This window comes from Dethiobacter alkaliphilus AHT 1, from assembly GCF_000174415.1.
Lineage (GTDB): Bacteria > Bacillota > Dethiobacteria > Dethiobacterales > Dethiobacteraceae > Dethiobacter > Dethiobacter alkaliphilus.
This window is the reverse complement of the sequence record NZ_ACJM01000007.1, coordinates 77,110-97,102: the sequence shown is the minus strand read 5'-3', so window position 1 is coordinate 97,102 and position 19,993 is coordinate 77,110. Positions and strand designations below refer to the sequence as shown.

Sequence of the window (19,993 nt, the reverse complement as noted above, 5' to 3'; positions counted from 1 at the left end):
ACAATAACGGAATAATTATATAAGATTGTGAATGATTTTACAATAACTGTTAAGAGGAATTAATGAGTAAAAATTATGTATCTTTTCTTAACAAATGCCACACAAAAAAGGAAAATACAGACTGTCCCCGAATTAGATATAAGCACTTCTCAAGGATGTGATACTATCAAGGCAATGATACTTGCAGCCGGCTTGGGCACACGGCTGCGCCCACTGACAAACTCTGTGTCCAAACCCATGGTTGAGATGGCAAACAGGCCCTGTATGGAACACGCTGTGCGGTTGTTGGCTAAGTACGGTGTTAAGGATATTGTTGTCAACCTGCACTATATGCCGGAGATTATCCAGGAGCATTTTGGAGATGGTTCTGCTTTTGGAGTGAACATTACTTATTCGTACGAGAAAGAGCTAATGGGTACCGCAGGAGGTTTTAAGCGGGTACAGAAGTTCTTTGGGGACGAACCGGCATTGATTATTAGTGGCGATGCGCTGACCGATGTTAATCTGGAGCAATTATACAAGTTCCATAAAGAGAATGAAGCCATTGCCACATTGGCATTAAAGCAGGTGGCAGATCCCACACAGTACGGTGTGGTGGTACGTGAAGGAAACAAGATTGTACAGTTTCAGGAAAAGCCGAAACTGGAAGAGGCCATCAGCAATCTGGCTAATACCGGAATCTATCTTTTTGACCCCAGAATCTTTGACCATATTCCGGCAGATACTTTTTATGATTTTGGCAAACAGGTCTTTCCCGAGCTATTGGAAAAAGGGGAAAAGATGTGCGGCTATGTAATGAAGGAATACTGGTGTGATGTGGGTGACTTAACGATGTATCGCGAAGCCCATTATGATATGCTGACCGGGGTCGTTAGAGTAGAGCTGCCCGGTAAAGAGCTGCCGGGTAATATCTGGTTTGGAGACCGGGTTTCCGTGCATCCTGACGTTAAGATTGTGGGGCCGGTACTGTTGGGTAACAACTGTACCATTAAAGAAGGGGCCAGGATTTACGGCCCGGTAGTATTGGGAGACAATACAGTTGTTGAAAAGGATGCGGTAATTAAACGCTCCATTCTTTGGGACAATGTGCTGGTACAAAATAATGCTGACTTAGCGGATACCATAGTGGCCAGCCAGTGTTTGTTACCGGAAAACATCATGTTAAAAGAAGAAGTATTGGAACCCAGCATACTTCAGCACGTTTGTGAAGTGGCGGCTACAAAAGAAAAGTAATGGTTACAACCACCCTCCACGGCATCGACCGGGGAGGGTTTGTTTTTGTTGCAAAAGCAGTCTGCGACAAATATTGGCAGGAATAGCAGGAAATACGCGAAAAATACCGAATCTTCAGTAGAGGAAATGGTGGTGGTTAGGTGAAGAAAATATTTATAGGAATAGCTGTTTTAATTATTATTCTTCTAACAGTATTGGCCGTACAAAGTCAAGGGGATTCCGATACCAATAACTTTACTACATACAATACACCTGGTGTGTACGGACCGGAAACAGGCATAGATATTGTTACGGGTGATGTGGTTGTTCAATCGGGCGATGTTAAGCTACAAAACTTGCACATCCAAGGCAGCCTTTACCTTACCGGGTTAATTGAAGGACGAGTGGAGTTGGACAACATCACCGTAGATAAAGTGCTGGCCATAAACTCTTCCGGGGAAACAGAACTCATAATGCATAATAGCACCATTGCTTCACAGTTGGTAAGCTCCGCCACCGGCACTGTGTTTATATCCTCAACAGGAAGTACCGTAGTCGAAGAATTGGGAATACGGACCAGAACCCAGGTTAAACTCTCCGGTGCCTTCAACCGGCTATCGGTAAGCAATGCAGCAAACCTGATACTGACAAATATTAGTTTAGCCAGGCTGGATATTGAGGAGGAAGCAGCAGGAACAATAATAACCTTGAAGGAACCGGTACATATCGCTTACCTCCGCTTAAATGCAGCCACAAATGTCCTTGGCCAAGGTACTGTGGCCCATGCCGAAATACTCTCAGATGGTGTTTGGCTGGAAGCAGAGCCACAGGAGATTAGTTTTGCACAGGGAATTATTTTGTCAGAATCCAGAAATATTACCGGCGATGAATCAGAGGATTCCGACGAAGAAGAACCGAATGATGAGTCGCAATCACCGGTAATTCTCTATGCCATGGAGTCCTTTACCCTCCGCCCGGGTGAGGAAGCTACACAGACTATTTCCACCTCGCCCACCGAGGTAGAGCTCACTGCCACCAGCAGCAATGAAGGTGTGGCAACGGCCACTGTTTCCGGCATGACAGTAACCGTAAACGCCCACGCCCCCGGCAGTGCCAGAATCCTGGTGGCCGGTTCCCACGAAGATTATAGTGATGGTTCAGCTCCCTTTACAGTGACCGTTTCACAGCCCACCGCAGCTACACCTTCTGCTAGCCCAAGGCAGGGAGAAGTGGAGCCGGGTACCGAAATTACACTATCCACCAGTACACAAGACGGCACTATTTATTACACCACCGACGGTTCAGAGCCTTCCACATCCAGTACCCGTTACAGAGCATCGAGCAGGCCGGTGGTTAATCAAAACGGCCTTACTATCCGTGCCATCACAGTTAAAGATGGCTACACAACCAGTAACTCCGCCACTTTTACCTTTACAGTTCCGGAAGAACCGATCCAGGAAGAAGATCAGGCAGAGCCCGAGGAGCCCGACTCCCCGGATGAACCAGAAGAAGAGCCGGAAGTAGATGATGCACAGGAGAACGGAGACAATGACAATGCTTAAAAAAAAGATTCTAATCATTATGGCTGCTGTGATGGTTGTCGCCCTTTTGGCAGGAGCGTATCCTCTGTACACAGCATACAGAACATACCAGGTAATATCCGACCCTCCTGCTGAAAAAGAAGAAGTCACCCAGGAAACTGAAACTGTGGAAAAAGAGCCTGCCAAGCTACTAACCGAACCAACTTACAACCTGCTTGTCTACGGCATAGATACCGGCGAATGGGTAAACGGCACCTACCGTTCCGGTCCGGCCCGCGCAGATACAATCCTTTTGCTGCAGCTTAACCTGGAAGATAATTCAGCCTCCATGCTCTCTATACCCCGGGATACGCTGGTGAAGATTCCCGGACGCGGCGATGATAAAATAAATCATGCTCATGCTTTTGGCGGAGCCGAGCTTTTGGTGGAAACCGTAGAGTCATTTGTCGGCGTGCCGGTAGACTACTATCTACAGGTAAACTACAAATTATTCAGTGAAATAGTAGATGGTATGGGGGGAATCGAGTTTGATTTGGACCGTACCATTTCCGCCCGGGGTATGCGCCTTGAGCCAGGCCCCCAGGTTTTAGACGGTGACCAAGCCTTTGCTGTGGTCAGTTTCCGTAGAGAACGCATGGGAGATATTGGTCGGGTCCAACGCCAGCAGCGTTTTGTCGGCGCTGTGGCACGGGAAGTACGCTCCAGTACACCCCGTCAGTTACTTTCCATACTGTACTCCTCCTGGAAACATGTAAAAACCAATATCTCCATGGCCGAAGCCGCCGAACTGATAACCGCATCCCGCGACATAAAAGAAAGCAATGTTAACCAAGCCATGGTTCCCGGCTGGTTTTATAACAGGTCCGGCATCAGCTACTGGCGGGCAGATGATAAGGAAACCAAAGCTCTGCTGGAAGAATTGTTTTTCCAGCAAACATCAGGTCTATAATCCATAACAAAAGGATATCCTTGTCCCGGATTGAATAAAGTAAAATCACTAAAAGAGGTAACTTTATGAGTTTCATAGACATTCATTGTCATCTTATCCCCGAAGTGGATGACGGCGCGCGCGATATGGACCATGCGCTGGTGCTGGCCCAGTCATTGGTAGCAACCGGCTTTTCCACTGTAATTGCCACCCCACATTATGGCGAAGATTACTCATCCTCATACCAATCCCACATCCAAAAGCAGTACAACTTGCTTGTTGAAAACCTGAAGCAGGAAGGGGTACCTCTTTCTGTTTTTTTAGGCGGTGAAATCCTATTAACCCCACAGGTTCTAGAACAGGCCCAGGCAAAAAAACTCCCCACGCTGCACGATACCCCTTATGTGCTGCTGGAACTTCCTTTTTACCAACCGGTACCCACCTATGCCGGGGAAACAATCTTTCAGCTACAGGCGTTGGGTTATAAGCCTATTTTGGCGCATCCGGAACGGATATTAGCCCTGCATAATAATTATAAACAGTTGGATGAATTCGGGCAGTCCGGAGTTTTATTTCAGATAAATGCCGGCAGTTTGGCAGGCAGATACGGCAAAGCCGCCAAGCACATGGCAGCTGAGCTTCTCAAACGGGGTAGTGTACATTTTCTGGCCACCGATACCCATAATTCAACAGGACCCGGTGACTTCACGAACCTAAAACAGAAATCCGAACTCCCCATCGATGAGTTGGTACATAATAACCCCGCCCGGCTGCTATCCGGTGGTTCCGTGGCTTCTGTACAGCCACCTAAGGCCCCATCGCTGCTGGAAAGATTATGTAAACATTTTTCTTAATAAATTGTTACATCCAGGCAGGAAAATGTAAAAAAATAGCGAAATTGTTATTCGGAACTAAGAGTATTTTGTGTTAAATTGTTAAAGCATGTTAGTTTGTGCTTGGGGCAAATCTGTGTAAACAGGTTGACATCAGGAGATCTTGCTTTCAATGGACTAGGCTGTAAGGATTCAGGATTATGCAACCTGTTTCAACAGAGGCAGGTTGTTTTTTTATCATTTCTTGGGAGTTGATATCTTGTGGAGCAGGAAATTGAGATACGAGAGATAGTAGCCATTGTCTCCAAGCGTTGGAAAGCCATACTGGCACTTTTTATTTTCGCCGTTGCAACAAGCCTTGTTGCCAGCCTCTATTTTATCCAACCGGTTTATGAATCTTCGGCCACACTTCTGGTAGGAAAGCCTACAGAAGGCACACAGGTGGTTATCCAGGACGTACAGCTAAACCGGCAACTGGTTAAAACCTATGAGGAGATCGCCCGCAGCGGTGTCGTTGCCTCTGCTGTGATCCAGGATCTTAATCTGGATATGTCGGTAAATCAATTGCGCGGCATGATAAATGTCCGTCAGGTATCAGATACCGAAATCATCTCCATCAGCGTCAGCGACAATTCGCCGGACCGCGCAGCTTTTCTGGCCAACAGCGTGGCCAATACCTTTATTACCAAAGTCGGCACCATCATGAACCTGGACAATGTCAGCATTATTGATGAAGCGGAGCCCTCAACATCAGCGGTCTCGCCCCGTCCCAACCTAAATGCAGCTATAGCCGGAGTTTTAGCAATTATGCTGGGAGTATTTATGGCCTTCGCCCTGGAGTACATGGACAACACAATCAAGACTCCCAAAGACGTAGAGCAGAATCTCGAACTTCCCCTACTGGGAACCATTCCATTTTTTGAGGGTGAATAGATGAAAAAGAAGAAACGAAAAACCAATACTCATGCCACTGACAATTATTTAGACAAGCTAATTACCAGTAAAAATGCCAAGTCCCCTGTATCTGAAGCCTTCCGGACAATTCGTACCAACATAGAGTTCTCCGATATAGACAAGGACAAAAAAACACTTCTTACCACCAGCGCCACCCAGGGGGAAGGGAAGTCGGTAGTCACCGCCAATCTGGGAGTGACCATGGCCATGGCGGGTAAACGGGTCCTGATTCTCGATGCCGACCTACGCAACCCAACCATGCACAAAATCTTCAATGTCCGAAATAATGTGGGTATCACAAACCTCCTACTTAACGGCTCAATCTCTTTGGAAGAAACTTTAGTATCGCCACGACCCAACCTTTATTTTCTACCATGCGGCCCTCTCCCACCCAATCCGGCAGAACTTCTGGGGTCAAAGAAAATGCGGGACTTTATAACCAGCCTGGAAGAGCACTTTGACATAATCCTGGTTGACGCCCCCCCGGCTCTGGCCGTAACCGATGCGTCGGTCCTGGCCAGCTACTTAGACGGTGTGATCCTGATAGCAGCTTCAGGACAGGCTCCCCTGGAACAGGTGGTTGCCGCCAAAGAACAACTTTTGAAAGTAAAAGCCAATATCCTCGGAGTAGTTTTAAACAAAGTACCCCAAGGTAACGGCTCCTACTACTACCATTACCACTACGGGCAGTAGTACCAAGCTTACTGACGTGCGTAACAGCTTTCCGGTAAGGCTTAGTTTACTATGGAATTATTAGGAGGTAAAAAATGGGTCATCCCAGCAGAAAAAGGTTGCGGGAGAACAAAAAAAGAGAACAAAAAGAAGAAATGCTCAGTCGCAAGAATGATTATAATGTTGTGGATTTGACTCCACACAATGCCATAGCATTGGCACATTTTAAAAAGCGTTACTTTAAGTTTAAGTAAGTAATCCCGGATAACACCGTTGTTATTCCGGGTTTCTTTATAAATCCATTAGAGAGGAGGGGTCTTATGGACTTCAAAATCAACCGCTGGCAATTTATCTTAATGATTATCGACCTACATCTTGTTGCCCTGTCTTTATATGCTGCCCTGCAACTACGCTTTGATTTTGCCATCCAACAACCCTATCTGGCCCTCTATTTCCAGCAAGTAATACCTCTAACCATCCTTGCAATAGCCATCTTCTACCTACTGGGCCTTTATCGTCGACTCTGGCAGTACGCCAGCATAGGAGAACTGGCACTCATCGTCTTTTCAGTCTCCATCGCCTACATACATATCTATTTATACACCCGCTTCTTTGTTCAACCATTCCCCCGCAGCTCATACATAATTGCCTGGATTCTAAGCATCGCACTAATTGGCGGCACCCGCTTTGCCATTCGCTTTCTACGACGTACAAACAATAATTGTCATTCAGAATGCGAAACCCGGGTACTCATCGTCGGTGCAGGTTGCGCCGGTACCATGGTCCTAAAAGAATTGCAAAACCATTACTATGCCCGCCTGCCCAAGCCCGTTGGTTTTATCGATGACGATAAAGCAAAGGAGCGCTCCATCATCCATGGTGTAAAAGTGCTGGGCCCACGCCAGGATATACCCCAAATCGTAGAAACTCACAACGTAGATGAAATAATTATTGCCATGCCTTCAGCACCCAAAGATGAAGTCCGGGAAATTGCCCGAATCTGCAGCAAGCTGCCGGTAAAGGTCAGTATACTGCCCGGCGTTTACGAAATTCTAAGCGGCGATGTATCAATCAGCAAAATCCGCCCCGTGGAAATCGAAGACCTCTTAGGCCGCCAGGAAGTTAAAATTAACCTCACGGAAATAGCCTCGTACCTTAAAAAAGAAACCGTACTGGTAACCGGTGCCGGCGGCTCCATCGGATCCGAACTCTGCCGCCAAATCACCCGCTTCCAGCCAGATACACTAATTCTCCTGGATCACACCGAAAACAGCGTCTACGATATAGAGATGGAATTGCAAAAAAGAAACCTGCCCTGCGAAATCATCCCCGTGGTAGCAGATATCCGTGACCGCAAACGTATCGACCTAATCTTCTCAACCTACAATCCAACAGTAATCTTCCACGCCGCCGCCCACAAACACGTCCCCCTCATGGAAGCCAACCGTACCGAAGCCATCAAAAACAATATCTTCGGCACCAAAAACGTTGCCGAAGCAGCCCACAAGTACAACGCTAAAAGCTTCCTCCTCATTTCCACAGATAAAGCGGTCAACCCCACCAGCGTCATGGGCGCCACCAAACGCATAGCAGAAATGGTAATCCAGATAACCTCCAGAAAATCAAATACCCGCTTCTGCGCCGTACGCTTCGGAAACGTCCTGGGCTCCCGCGGCAGCGTGATCCCCCTCTTTAGAAAACAAATCGAAGCAGGTGGGCCGGTAACAGTAACCTCCCCGGAAATGACTCGCTACTTCATGACCATCCCCGAAGCAGTACAACTGGTAATCCAAGCCGGCGCCATGGGTGAAAAAGGAGAAATATTCGTCCTGGACATGGGCGAACCGGTAAAAATCACCGATCTGGCCCACGATCTCATCCGCCTCTCCGGCTTCGAACCAAACAAAGACATACATATCTCCTACACCGGTATCCGCCCCGGCGAAAAACTCTACGAAGAGCTACTAACCAACGAAGAAGGTAACAAAACAACCAAACACACCCGCATCTTCATCGCCAAAGCCACCGACATGACCACCATCGGCTTCCGCCAGGAAATGGCCCACCTTAGTAAAATACTAAAAGAAGACCTAATGTCTCACAACAGCCACTTCACCGAAATATTCCAGGAAAAACAATGGATAAAAGATACCAAGGTCACCCATTTCCCAATAAAGCAGCTGGAGCGATAATCTTAATTGGTATTTAGCGAAGTAGATGCAAATTATTGGAATGCGCTATGAATTTATAATGAGAAGTGTAGGGAAATGCACGCCGCGACACTTGGCGTGCATTTTTCTCACCTGTATGTTCAATTTTAAGAGCTTTAAGAGGGAGTATTAGCCTAATGACAAGTAAGAAAAGAATTTATCTTTCATCACCCCACATGAGTGACAAAGGATATGAAATGCAATATATACAGGAAGCGTTTGATACTAACTGGATTGCCCCTCTAGGTAATAACGTCAATGAGTTTGAAAATGAACTGGCTGCCAAAGTCGGCTGTAAAGCAGCTGCCGCACTTTCTTCTGGAACAGCAGCTATTCATTTAGCACTAAGAGCCGCAGGGGTTGGTGCAGGAGATATTGTGTTTTGCCCCTCACTAACTTTCTCGGCGACGGCTAACCCAATTATTTATCAGAATGCAATTCCTGTTTTTATAGATAGTGACTACGAGACATGGAATATGTGCCCTAAAGCTTTAGAGGAAGCCTTTCATAAGTATCCAGAAGTAAAAGCGGTTATAGTCGTCCACCTCTATGGCTTGTCTGCTGATATGGATAAAATTGTTGAGCTATGCAAGAAGCATAATGTTGTTCTAGTAGAAGATGCCGCTGAAAGCTTAGGTACTTATTACAAAGGAAAACATACCGGCACCTTCGGAGACTACGGTTTTTTTTCATTTAATGGGAATAAAATAATTACTACTTCAGGTGGTGGCATGTTAGTCTCTGATGATGAAGAGAGAGTTGCAAAGGTGCGGTTTTGGTCCACTCAGTCCAGGGACCCGGCAAGGCACTATCAGCATAGCGAATTAGGGTTTAATTACCGTATGAGCAATGTTGTTGCTGGGATTGGGAGAGGGCAGCTTAGGGTTTTAGATGAGAGAGTAGAGAAGAAAAAGTATATATATGAGTTTTATAAGAGGGAGCTAGGTGGACTTAATGGTGTTGAGTTTATGCCTGTTAATGAGTGGAATGAGCCTAATTACTGGTTGAGTTGTATGACTTTGAGTGGGCAAGTTAGGCCTTTGGATATTATGGATGCTCTGGAAGCCGAGAACATTGAGTCTAGGCCAATTTGGAAACCGATGCACTTGCAGCCTTTCTTTGAGAAATATAATTGTGTTGGTGGGGTTGTGTCGGAGAAGTTGTTTGAGGATGGGGTTTGTTTACCGTCTGATACTAAGATGACGGATGGGGATTTGCAGAGAGTTTGTGAGATTATTAAGGGGTTGTGGAAATAGATGCAAACTGAAATCAGGCCAAACATTCAGCCATCATTTCAACCGGCTAAGGGTGGAATATACAAAAGGTATTTTAAGAGGCCGATGGACTTTGGGCTGTCTTTGATTGCAATTATAGTTTTAAGTCCTGTTTTACTAGTCGTGGCTTTCTTGGTAAGAGTTAAGTTAGGCAGCCCAGTGTTGTTTAAGCAGAAAAGACCAGGGCTAAATGAAAAGATTTTTACTATGTATAAGTTCAGGACAATGACGGATGGGCGGGATGAGAATGGTGAGTTGTTGCCGGATAGTGTGAGGTTAACAAAGTTTGGGAGGTTGTTAAGGGAGACGTCTTTAGATGAGCTGCCTGAACTTTTCAATATTTTAAAAGGTGATATGTCGCTTGGAGATTCAATAGAGATAAACCACTATATAAGGGGTTATATAGGCCGCATAACCACAATATATGGTATATGAGCGGGGTTTTTTTATCTTTTGAGCATTAATGAGGCGTGGACATGCTAAAGAGATAACCCTACAAACCGCTTGATATCAAAGGTTTCAGCGATTTAAGAGTATATTTTAAACTTGATTATAAGAGTTTTGGGTAACCATAGCTTTTTAAATAGAATTACGAGGAGCAAGGATTATTTGATTGTTCCTTCTATATCGCCATAGCGAAGTTAAACCTAATAGAAAATGTGAGGTGTGGATCATGAATAAGAACTTATTGATTTTAGGTGCAGGTGGACATGGCCGCGTTGTGAAGGAGATTGCAGAAGCAATGGGCGTGTTTGATAAGATTGATTTTTTGGACGATGAGAATTCAGATATTGCAATTGGAAAATTAAGCGATAATGAAATATTTGCAGGTGAGTACAGCTATGCTTTCCCTGCTCTTAGTGATAGCGAGCTTCGTATGACATGGATAGCAAGACTTGAAGAGAACTGTTATACCACCCCTGTGTTGATTCATCCTACTGCCTATATCAGTCCTTCGGCATCAGTTTATCCTGGATCAGCTGTCTTGCCTAAGGCTATGGTCAATACAAATTCAGTTATTGAGAGAGGCTGTATCGTAGGTTTAGGTGCTATTGTAGATCATGATACATTCATTGGGTTTGGATGTCATGTAGACTGTGGAGCCATCGTCAAAGCCCATTGCATGGTGAAGGCCAATACGAAGATTGATAGTGGAGCCGTGTATAAGCGTGATGATATGCCAACACCGCAGGAATTTATGGAAGCGAATGGGTTTTCCTTTGGAGTAGGTGTGTGAAATGTATTTAAGAGTTAAGAGGGCAACTGATTTTATACTTGCGTTAATAGGCTTGATTGTATTATCGCCATTATTTTTACTACTCATCATTGCGATAAAGATAGATTCGAAAGGTCCTGTTTTATTCAAACAGAAGAGAGTTGGAATTCATAAAACACATTTTAATATCTTGAAGTTTCGAACCATGAGAATTGATACGCCTAAGGATACTCCGACACACCTGCTTGAAAATCCAGATCAGTACATTACAAAAATGGGTAAGTTTCTGCGAAAGACCAGTCTCGATGAGCTTCCACAGATTATCAACATACTTCGGGGAACCATGTCAATAATCGGTCCCCGCCCTGCCTTATGGAACCAGTATGACCTGATTGAAGAGAGAGACAAGTATGGTGCCAATGACATGCCCGTAGGACTCACTGGATGGGCGCAGATAAATGGTAGAGATGAGCTTCCTATTGAGGTTAAGGCAAAGCTTGATGGAGAGTATGTTGAGAAGATAGGGTTTTTAATGGATGTTAGATGCTTCTTTGGTACTATTTTTAGCGTCCTGAAAAGTGATGGGGTTGTTGAAGGTGGGACTGGGGCAAAGAAAGAGATTTCTGCTACAAAGGAAGAAGAGAAGACAGTGAAATACTAGGGGTGAGCAGATGTTATTAGTGACCGGAATTACAGGACATACAGGCAGATATTTCTTACAAGAGCTTATTGATCATAAATATGAAGGGGCAATCCGCTGCATTGTTAGAGAAACATCTGACACCTCAAGGCTTGATAACAGCGGATTAAATATTGAGAAGGTTTATGGGGATATCCATGATGAAGCATTCCTAGATGAAGTAACGAAAGGTGTAGATAGAATTGTACATATCATCAATATTAGGCATACGCTTAGAGTTTTAAATGCTGCTATTAAGAATGATGTTAAGCGAATCGTTAGTGTTCATACAACAGGCATCTTTTCTAAATTCAGGATTGCTTCTGAAGAATATGTAATAATCGAAAGAGAAATTATAGAGCTTCTTACCAAAAATGATATCAGCATGACAATATTGAGGCCAACTATGATTTATGGTGATGTGTGCGATAGGAATATGAGTAAGTTTATAAAGATGGTTGATAGATTTAGAATCTTTCCTGTTATTAATCATGGGAAAAGTTTGATTCAGCCAGTCAATGCCAGAGATTTAGGCAAAGCTTACTATGATGTATTAATGATGCCTGCTAAAGAAGCTAAATCAGAATATATTTTATCAGGCGAAAAGCCTATCACAATGCGTGAAGCATTTAACTTGATTAGTAATAACTTAGGCAAGAAAACAATGTTCTTAAGCTTTCCACTTGGATTTGGTGTATTCCTGGCTAGAGCAATAAAAGGGATTACATTTGGAAAAATTGATTATATCGAACGAGTTCAAAGAATGGGTGAAGACAGAAGCTTTTCACATGAGGAAGCAGCAGCCGACTTTGGATTTAAACCAGAATCTTTTGAAACTGGTATTGCGAGGGAAATTAGAGAATATTTAGGAAGATAGTGGGTGTGCCGTAATGGGGAAGAGAATTTTAATTTTATCAAATCATTTTATAACCTTATACAATTTTAGAAAAGAAATGATACAGAAGCTTAATGAAAAAGGGCATGAAGTTTTTATATCGATGCCTAGGTCAGATGATAACAAGTTCTTTACCGACATTGGTTGTAAGATTATTGAAACACCAGTTGAACGAAGAGGAATTAATCCTGTTAAAGATATCAGGCTAGTCCTGAAATATATAAGAATAATGAAAGCTGTTAAACCAGATATTATTTTCTCCTACACCATAAAACCTAATATCTATGGATCTATAGCTTCAAATATTACTAAAAATAAGCATGTCAATAATATCACTGGTACCGGCGGGACTTTTTTGAAAAGAAACTTTGTGAGTGAAGTTGCGAAGCTTCTTTATAGGTTCTCTATTAAGAAGTCTTACAAGGTTTTTTTTCAGAACAGTGGAGACAAAGATCTATTCGTAAAGAATAATATGGTGAAAGATAATTATGCTATGCTTCCTGGATCTGGTGTGAATTTAGGCCAATTCAAAGTCAGTGTCCTTCCTTCAAATGATGAAATTAACTTCATTTTCATGGGAAGAGTCATGGAATTGAAAGGTATAGATCAGTACTTGGAGACCGCAAGAGTAGTGAAAGACGAGTATCCAAATACGAACTTCTACATTGCAGGGTTTATTGAAGAAGAAAAGTACAAGTTAATCATCGATGAATATAACTCAAAAGGGATCATTGATTACATAGGATTCCAGAAAGATATAAAATCTTGGATTGAGATGTGTCACTGCACAATCCTGCCTTCTCATGGAGGAGAAGGTGTGCCAAATGTACTTCTTGAATCTGCAGCTATGGGAAGAGTATGTATCGCTTCTAAGATAAATGGTTCTAAAGATGTCATTGATGATGGAGTGACCGGTTATTTGTTTAATACTAGAAGCTCGGATGACTTAATAGATAAGGTGAAGAGATTCTTAAACTTAAAATTTGAGGAGAAGATTCAGATGGGACTAGCCGGTAGAGCAAAGGTTGAGAGGGAGTTTGATCGACAGATAGTGATTGATGCTTATTTAGATGAGATCAATAAATTGCATCATAAGAGGATTTGATGATATGAATAAAACAATTAGAGTTCTACACGTATTCGGTCGCCTAGATTCAGGTGGAGCTGAAAGTAGAACTATGGATATCTATAGAAAAATTGATAAGACTAAAGTTCAATTTGACTTTGCAATTCATACAGATGATAAGTGTTTCTTTACAGATGAAGTTAGCGCGTTAGGTGGTAAAATATATTGCTTTCCAAGATTTAATGGTAAGAATTATTTTGATTATAAAAGAGCATGGAATCTATTCTTCAAAGAACATCCAGAATATAAAATTGTTCACGGACATCAAACTAATACGGGATTTGTTTACTTGAATGAAGCTAGGAAAAATAATGTGCCAGTAAGAATTGCACATGCAAGAAATTCCAATAAAGAAAATATCATAAAGAAATATATCTGTAAATTGACCAAATTATATGCCACACATTTATTTGCAGTTTCACAATTGGCTGGTATCAGCGAGTTCGGACGAGATGTAGTAGACAAAGGGTTTGTAAAAATTATCCCAAACGCGATTGAAGCATTGAAATATTCATTCGATAAAGAGATGAGAGATATTAAGCGAAAGGAACTGGGCATTGAAAACAAGTTTGTTGTTTCTCATATTGGCAGATTCCATTCCCAAAAAAACCATTCATTCCTATTAGAAACGTTCAAGCTGATAGTAAAGAATAATAAAGATGCTGTACTGGTGTTGATTGGAGATGGCCCTTTGAGGAATGAAATTGAACAGCAGATTTCTGATTTTGGAATTGACCATTCAGTTATTCTTACAGGGATACGGACGGATGTTCCTGAACTTCTTCAAGCGATGGATATTCTTCTTTTTCCATCTCATTTTGAAGGCTTGCCCGGAGTTGTGCTTGAAGCTCAAGCGGCAGGATTGCCGTGCGTGATATCAGACAAAATTACGAATGAAGTGAAAATAACTGATCTGGTGGAATATGTATCACTTGATAAGAGTGCAGCGTACTGGGCAGAAAAGGTGATGAAATTTTCGCAAAGCCTTGAACGTAGAAATACTTATAACGCAATTGTAGAAGCAGGATATGATACTGAAGCAGTAGCCAACTGGTATCAGGATTTTTATATAAAAACAAATAAAACATAATAACTATGTGATCATATAGGAGCATGCTGGAATGATTTCTATAATAAAAAAATATGTGTTGTCTATTTCTTGCCTTCTAAACAATAAGTTGAATAAAAAAACACTGACTAAGCTTTCTAAAAAGAAATTTATCCGCAACGTGTTTACAGTGGCGTCAGGAACAGCCGCAGCGCAGGGCATAACCATGCTCTTTGCTCCAATTATTACAAGGCTTTACGGACCGGAGGCGTTTGGTGTTCTTGGTGTGTTTACATCAATGGTCGCTATCGCTACTCCCATTGCAGCGTTAACATACCCTATTGCTATCGTATTGCCGAAAGAAGATTCTGATGCTAAAGGTTTGATACGATTATCACTTTATATCGCAGTAGCGATGTCTGCCCTGGTAGCATTGCTGTTTATTTTCTTTGGTGATACGGTTGTAAGCGTGCTCCAAATCCAGGTTTTGTCACCATACTTGATGCTAATACCACTGGTGATGGTCTTTGCTTCCGGCCTTCAAGTCACACAGCAATGGCTAATCCGAAAAAAACAGTTTGCTGTAAGGGCAAAAGTCGCTGTTGCGCAGGCACTTGTGGTCAACGGTACAAAATCAGGATTTGGTTTGTTTCATCCTATTGCGGCCACTTTAATAATCATTGCAACACTTGGACATGCATTACATACATTGATGCTCGTTTGGGGTGCAAGGATTGTTAGGCAAGATATAAGTTCAGAAGAGGAACAGAATAAAAAACACTTACCTACACCCCTACGATCACTTGCAAAAAAATATGATGATTTTCCTAAATACCGTGCACCAGAAGTATTCATAAACGGAATCTCGCAAAGTCTTCCGGTATTGATATTGACGGCTTTCTTTGGGCCAGCAGCAGCTGGGTTTTATGCCATTGGAAAAAAAGTACTAAAATTGCCAACTGAATTAATCGGTAATGCGATTGGAGATGTTTTTTACCCACACATCGCCAGCGCAGCGCATAATCATGAAAAAATTGCGAAGATCTTAAAAAAAGCAACGTTATCGTTAGTCATAGTGGGTATTGTACCATTTGGTATCGTGTTCATCTTTGGGCCGATCTTGTTTCAATTTGTCTTTGGTGCAGATTGGATAGTAGCAGGTGAATATGCAAGATGGATGGCACTGTGGTCCTTCTTTGCTTTCGTCAACAAGCCGAGTGTAAAAACCTTGCCAGTCTTGTCAGAACAAAAATTTCATTTAAATATATCTGTTATTAGTATTGTTGCTAGATCGGTGGGTTTGTTGGTTGGAGCATATTTGTTACAAAATGATTTGGTGGCTGTAATTCTCTATAGTTTAGCAGGAGCTGTAGTCAATATAATTCTTATTGCTGTTACGATTCACAAAAGTCGACATTTTGACAGAGGCAATAAAGCTAAATAAATTCTGGATAGGGTAGCTGAAATTAACAGAGGGCATCTGAATACTGTATTTAAAGGTGGAAGAAAAAATGACCAATTTAATTTTAATTATTAAAGAAATTTACAAACATGGATATACAGCCATCGATAGAATAACAGGTTATCCATTTCAAAAAAGGAAGTTTTATAAACGTCATGGCTATCCTTTGGATTTGAAAAATCCTAAAACTTTCAACGAAAAAATTGTGTGGAAAAAAATTAACGACAGGAATCCTCTATTGCCACTCACAGCTGATAAACATAGAGTTAGAGAGTATATTATCGAAAAACTAGGAGAAAAAGATGGCAAAGAAGTATTGGTCCCTTTGCTGTATGTGACGGATAATCCTAAAACTATTCCTTTTGATGAACTTCCGACAAAGTATATTATCAAGTCGAATTTTGGTTCGGGACAAAATCTTATTATTGATGAAAACTCAACATATACAAAAAAAGAAATAATCAATAAATGTAAGAAGTGGTTGCAGAAATCATATGGTGTCATGTATCATGAATGGGCTTATCAGAAGATTGAACGAAAAATTGTGGTAGAAGAATTATTGCTAGATGAAAATGGTAATATCCCTAAGGACTTTAAATTTTTTGTTTTTAATGGAAAGTGTGAAATGGTGCAGGTTGACTCCGATCGTTTTGAAGAATCGGCGAGAACATTAACTTTATATACACGAGAATGGAAAATTATACCTGCAACAAAGTCAATGCAAAAACAAGGAAATGAAATATCAAAACCATTAGCATATACTCGCATGCTTGAATTAGCTGAATTACTCGGCATGAATTTTGACTTTGTTCGAGTTGACCTTTATGCAATAAAAGACAATATTTATTTTGGCGAAATGACGCATTACCCAAAGTCAGGTATGGGGAAGTTTACACCACAGTCATTTGATTTGGCTCTAGGCCATAAGTGGAGGATAGCTCCCCGCTACTGGGAATAAAGTAAAAAGAATATGAAGAGCACAAGGTGAACTAAATTTTCGAAGAAGGTGAAATATGTCAAAGATGCTTATGGTCTGCTTTCGAGACGTTTCCGAAACAGATAAACTGATTCATAAACTCAATAAAATGAATGAAAGACTGATTCCAGATAATATTACTGCAGCAGATCCGAAAATAATCTTCTCTGACCGGAAGCTGATGATGGCTGTATATAACCCGAACAGCACCGTTGAGGTGTTGCAGGATCAGAGAGGCCTATGCCTTGGGAAGGTTTTTGAAGACGAAACTTGGAATAAACCAAGTTCAGTTTCCCCGGATGGCACATATGCACTGATTCGTAGCAATGAAAGCAATGTGGAAGCTGTGACGGATACAGTGGGTTCTAGAACCATGTGGTATTATATGGATCAGGAAAAATGGATTGTATCGACATCACAACGTGCAATTGTGATGATATTAGGGCGCTTTGAATTAAATGAAAAGGTAATTCCGTGGATGCTTTCAGCAGGAAACCTTGGCCCGAGTTTCTCGTGGGATAAAAGAATAAAGTGTATCCCTGCCAATTCAATAGCAAGGCTTGACAGGAACGCGTGGGAGTTGAAAATACTTACAGAGGAATTAGAGTTCAACCAACTAGATCTGTCCGATGATGAACATGAATTTCGTTTGAAGGAAGCCATCGAAAGCACACTCAACAGTATTCAAATAAACCCTGACCACTGGGTGCTTCCATTATCGGGAGGCTATGATAGCCGTGCGCTGTTGCTCTTTCTTAAGGAAAAATACAATCTTGAGACAATAACGTGGGGTACAAAAGCTGCTCGCACTCAAAGATACAGTGATGCTCAAATTGCGAAAGAACTGACTGATAACCTTGGCGTTAAGAACACTTATTTTGAATTGGATAACACATATAGAGATGCGAAGATAATTTTAAATCGATTTATTGAAAATGGTGAAGGTCGCATAGACCATCTATCAGGGTACATGGATGGATTCGATGTATGGAAAAGATTGCATGACAGTGGGATCGAAGGAACCATCAGAGGTGATGTACCATGGCCTACTAGTTATCCATTAAATGAAAAAGATTTAAGATTCATGTCTGGATTGAGTTTGTGGAGTGATTTTGAAAACTTGCCAAAACTTATTGATTTAAAGCTGCCAGATCAAACTAGACCTGAAGCATTTCTAAAAAAAGAAAATGAATCACTTGATAGTATGAGGAGCAGGCTTTATCAATGCGAAAGGACTCCTCTTGTTTTAGCTGCTTTAAATGACTTAAAGACGCCGTATATGGAGACGATGAGTCCACTATTATCTAAAAGAATCATACAAGTAACAAGAACACTACCAAATCATATGCTCAGTAACAAAAATGTATTTAAAAAAATTGTTAACGAATGCAACCCATCAGTGGGTTATGCAAAATATAATGCTAACCAAAAATTAGCACATATTGTACATACTGCGTCAATGACAGAGGCATTTTTTCTAGAAATAATCGAGAATGGCAATCGTGTGTTTTCTGAAGAATATTTGAGGTTTATTACTGATAAGCTGCGCAGTAATCGCAGAGGCAGCTGCATTAAATATTTAAAGATTGCAAAGTTGTGGATAAGCCCCTATATTTCAAAAAAAATTAAGACACAAATCAGAAATCACGTCACAAAGCAAAACATAGATTATCATGTTTTAGCCTTCAGAACAGTGATCATCATTAAAATGAACAAGTTGCTGCAGGAGGATGAGACTTTCCTTCGATAAGGATGCTCGCACTAAAGTTAGTTTCAGATTATATGAATGAGAAATTGAAAATAGAATGGAGCAAATAAATGGTATTAGCAGAAGAAAAAATAAAAATAAAGATATTTTTCTTTCTATCAAACCTGTCGGGTGGCGGTGCTCAACGCACAATGGTTAATTTACTGAAAAGCATTGATAAAAAAAGTTTTACGCCAACACTGGTATTGTTAGATTATGACCCAAACGATGCTTATGCTTCATTAATTCCAGACGACGTTGAAATAATTAATCTCAATTCGAGAGGCAGATATGCGGCCTGGAAGATTAAAAAAATTATTGAATCCAAACACCCGGACAGACTCTTTTCAACCCTGCCACAGGTGAACTTTGCGGTGTGGTTGGGAAATAAGATATCGAATAGGAAAGCAAAACTTATTCTCAGGGAAACAAACTATCGAGAAGAAGGAATCAATACAACTGCTTTGAAACAAAAACTATATGGGATCATTTATCGGGAAGCAGACAAAGTCATTGGATTATCTGAAGGTGTTAGCGAACACATGGTAGAAAAGTATCAGCTAGACGCATCAAAAGTAACCAGAATATATAACCCGGTTGATATAGAGAGCATAAAGAGGAAAAGCCTGGAAACATGTGAAATATCCTACACCAAAAAGTTCAAAATGATTGCCTGTGGAAGACTCGCAAAACAAAAGAACTACCCACTCCTGATTAAAGCGCTTGGCAAACTTAAAGATAAAGACTATGACGATTTCGAATTATTTATCATGGGTGAAGGCCCGGATGAAAAATATATAAAGAGAATGATCAGCGACTATGGTTTATCTGAAAATATCAAGCTGATAGGTTTTCAGATAAACCCATATGCATATATGAGACAGGCTGACTTATTTATTTTATCATCCTTATGGGAAGGATTTGGGCATGTTATTGTGGAGTCTATGGCCTGCGCAACACCAGTATTGGCGACGGATTGTCCCCATGGACCGCGGGAGATTCTTAAGGATGGAGAATATGGATGGTTGGTGCCTAATGATGATCCTCATCAGCTCTCCATAGAATTGGAAAATCTCATATATGAGCATGATAGAATTAGACAAATGTCAGACAAAGTATATGATAGAGCAAGAGACTTCGATGTTAAAAATATAGTTCGGCAATATGAAACGGTTTTTAAGAAATAAATGAAGGTAATATAAAAAATTGATGGGTTTGTG

The 19,993-nt window shown here is 41.6% G+C and carries 18 protein-coding genes and 1 pseudogene; all 19 read left to right on the top strand.

Annotation, left to right across the window (positions count from 1 at the left end; genetic code table 11):
* Positions 1-75 precede the first annotated feature (75 nt).
* A complete protein-coding gene (locus DEALDRAFT_RS08035; RefSeq protein WP_008516506.1) occupies positions 76-1,233 on the top strand; it encodes a sugar phosphate nucleotidyltransferase in 1,158 nt (385 codons plus the stop codon).
* Positions 1,234-1,373: 140 nt separating this feature from the next.
* On the top strand, positions 1,374-2,774 hold the full coding sequence (locus DEALDRAFT_RS17140; protein ID WP_008516504.1) for a chitobiase/beta-hexosaminidase C-terminal domain-containing protein: 1,401 nt from the start codon (positions 1,374-1,376) through the stop codon (positions 2,772-2,774).
* Positions 2,761-3,702 carry an LCP family protein gene (locus DEALDRAFT_RS08025; protein WP_008516502.1) on the top strand — a complete coding sequence of 314 codons (942 nt, stop codon included), beginning with the start codon at positions 2,761-2,763 and terminating at the stop codon, positions 3,700-3,702. Before DEALDRAFT_RS17140 ends, DEALDRAFT_RS08025 begins: the two co-directional genes overlap by 14 nt.
* Positions 3,703-3,767: 65 nt before the next feature.
* Positions 3,768-4,535 carry a tyrosine-protein phosphatase gene (locus tag DEALDRAFT_RS08020; protein ID WP_008516501.1) on the top strand — a complete coding sequence of 256 codons (768 nt, stop codon included), beginning with the start codon at positions 3,768-3,770 and terminating at the stop codon, positions 4,533-4,535.
* A 240-nt stretch (positions 4,536-4,775) separates the two neighbouring features.
* Positions 4,776-5,447 carry a YveK family protein gene (locus DEALDRAFT_RS08015; RefSeq protein WP_008516500.1) on the top strand — a complete coding sequence of 224 codons (672 nt, stop codon included), beginning with the start codon at positions 4,776-4,778 and terminating at the stop codon, positions 5,445-5,447.
* Positions 5,448-6,161, top strand: coding sequence for a CpsD/CapB family tyrosine-protein kinase (locus DEALDRAFT_RS08010; protein ID WP_008516499.1), 714 nt, complete (start codon positions 5,448-5,450; stop codon positions 6,159-6,161).
* Positions 6,162-6,235: 74 nt separating this feature from the next.
* Entirely contained in the window at positions 6,236-6,394 is a 159-nt protein-coding gene (locus DEALDRAFT_RS16890; RefSeq protein ID WP_008516498.1) for a hypothetical protein, read from the top strand.
* A 66-nt stretch (positions 6,395-6,460) separates the two neighbouring features.
* Positions 6,461-8,332 (top strand): polysaccharide biosynthesis protein, encoded by a 1,872-nt coding sequence (locus DEALDRAFT_RS08005; RefSeq protein WP_008516497.1) that lies wholly within the window; start codon positions 6,461-6,463, stop codon positions 8,330-8,332.
* A 155-nt stretch (positions 8,333-8,487) separates the two neighbouring features.
* Positions 8,488-9,606, top strand: coding sequence for a DegT/DnrJ/EryC1/StrS family aminotransferase (locus tag DEALDRAFT_RS08000; RefSeq protein WP_008516496.1), 1,119 nt, complete (start codon positions 8,488-8,490; stop codon positions 9,604-9,606).
* Positions 9,607-9,987: pseudogene (locus tag DEALDRAFT_RS07995) on the top strand (sugar transferase); the annotation flags it as partial.
* A 310-nt stretch (positions 9,988-10,297) separates the two neighbouring features.
* Complete coding sequence (locus DEALDRAFT_RS07990) at positions 10,298-10,861, top strand: PglD-related sugar-binding protein (RefSeq protein ID WP_008516494.1); 564 nt, start codon at positions 10,298-10,300, stop codon at positions 10,859-10,861.
* A gap of 1 nt (position 10,862) precedes the next feature.
* The gene (locus DEALDRAFT_RS07985; RefSeq protein ID WP_008516493.1) at positions 10,863-11,501 is read left to right on the top strand and encodes a sugar transferase; all 639 of its coding nucleotides are present in this window, start codon (positions 10,863-10,865) and stop codon (positions 11,499-11,501) included.
* A 10-nt stretch (positions 11,502-11,511) separates the two neighbouring features.
* Complete coding sequence (locus DEALDRAFT_RS16465) at positions 11,512-12,396, top strand: NAD-dependent epimerase/dehydratase family protein (protein ID WP_008516491.1); 885 nt, start codon at positions 11,512-11,514, stop codon at positions 12,394-12,396.
* 13 nt (positions 12,397-12,409) lie between these two features.
* A complete protein-coding gene (locus DEALDRAFT_RS07975; RefSeq protein WP_008516489.1) occupies positions 12,410-13,519 on the top strand; it encodes a glycosyltransferase family 4 protein in 1,110 nt (369 codons plus the stop codon).
* A gap of 4 nt (positions 13,520-13,523) precedes the next feature.
* Entirely contained in the window at positions 13,524-14,630 is a 1,107-nt protein-coding gene (locus tag DEALDRAFT_RS07970; protein WP_008516487.1) for a glycosyltransferase family 1 protein, read from the top strand.
* Positions 14,631-14,661: 31 nt separating this feature from the next.
* Positions 14,662-16,032, top strand: coding sequence for a lipopolysaccharide biosynthesis protein (locus DEALDRAFT_RS07965; RefSeq protein WP_008516486.1), 1,371 nt, complete (start codon positions 14,662-14,664; stop codon positions 16,030-16,032).
* Between the two features lie 67 nt (positions 16,033-16,099).
* Complete coding sequence (locus tag DEALDRAFT_RS07960; protein ID WP_008516484.1) at positions 16,100-17,008, top strand: ATP-grasp fold amidoligase family protein; 909 nt, start codon at positions 16,100-16,102, stop codon at positions 17,006-17,008.
* 55 nt (positions 17,009-17,063) lie between these two features.
* Positions 17,064-18,776: an asparagine synthetase B family protein gene (locus DEALDRAFT_RS07955; RefSeq protein ID WP_008516482.1), complete on the top strand. Its 1,713-nt coding sequence runs from the start codon at positions 17,064-17,066 to the stop codon at positions 18,774-18,776.
* A 68-nt stretch (positions 18,777-18,844) separates the two neighbouring features.
* Positions 18,845-19,960: a glycosyltransferase gene (locus tag DEALDRAFT_RS07950; protein ID WP_008516480.1), complete on the top strand. Its 1,116-nt coding sequence runs from the start codon at positions 18,845-18,847 to the stop codon at positions 19,958-19,960.
* Positions 19,961-19,993: the final 33 nt, after the last annotated feature.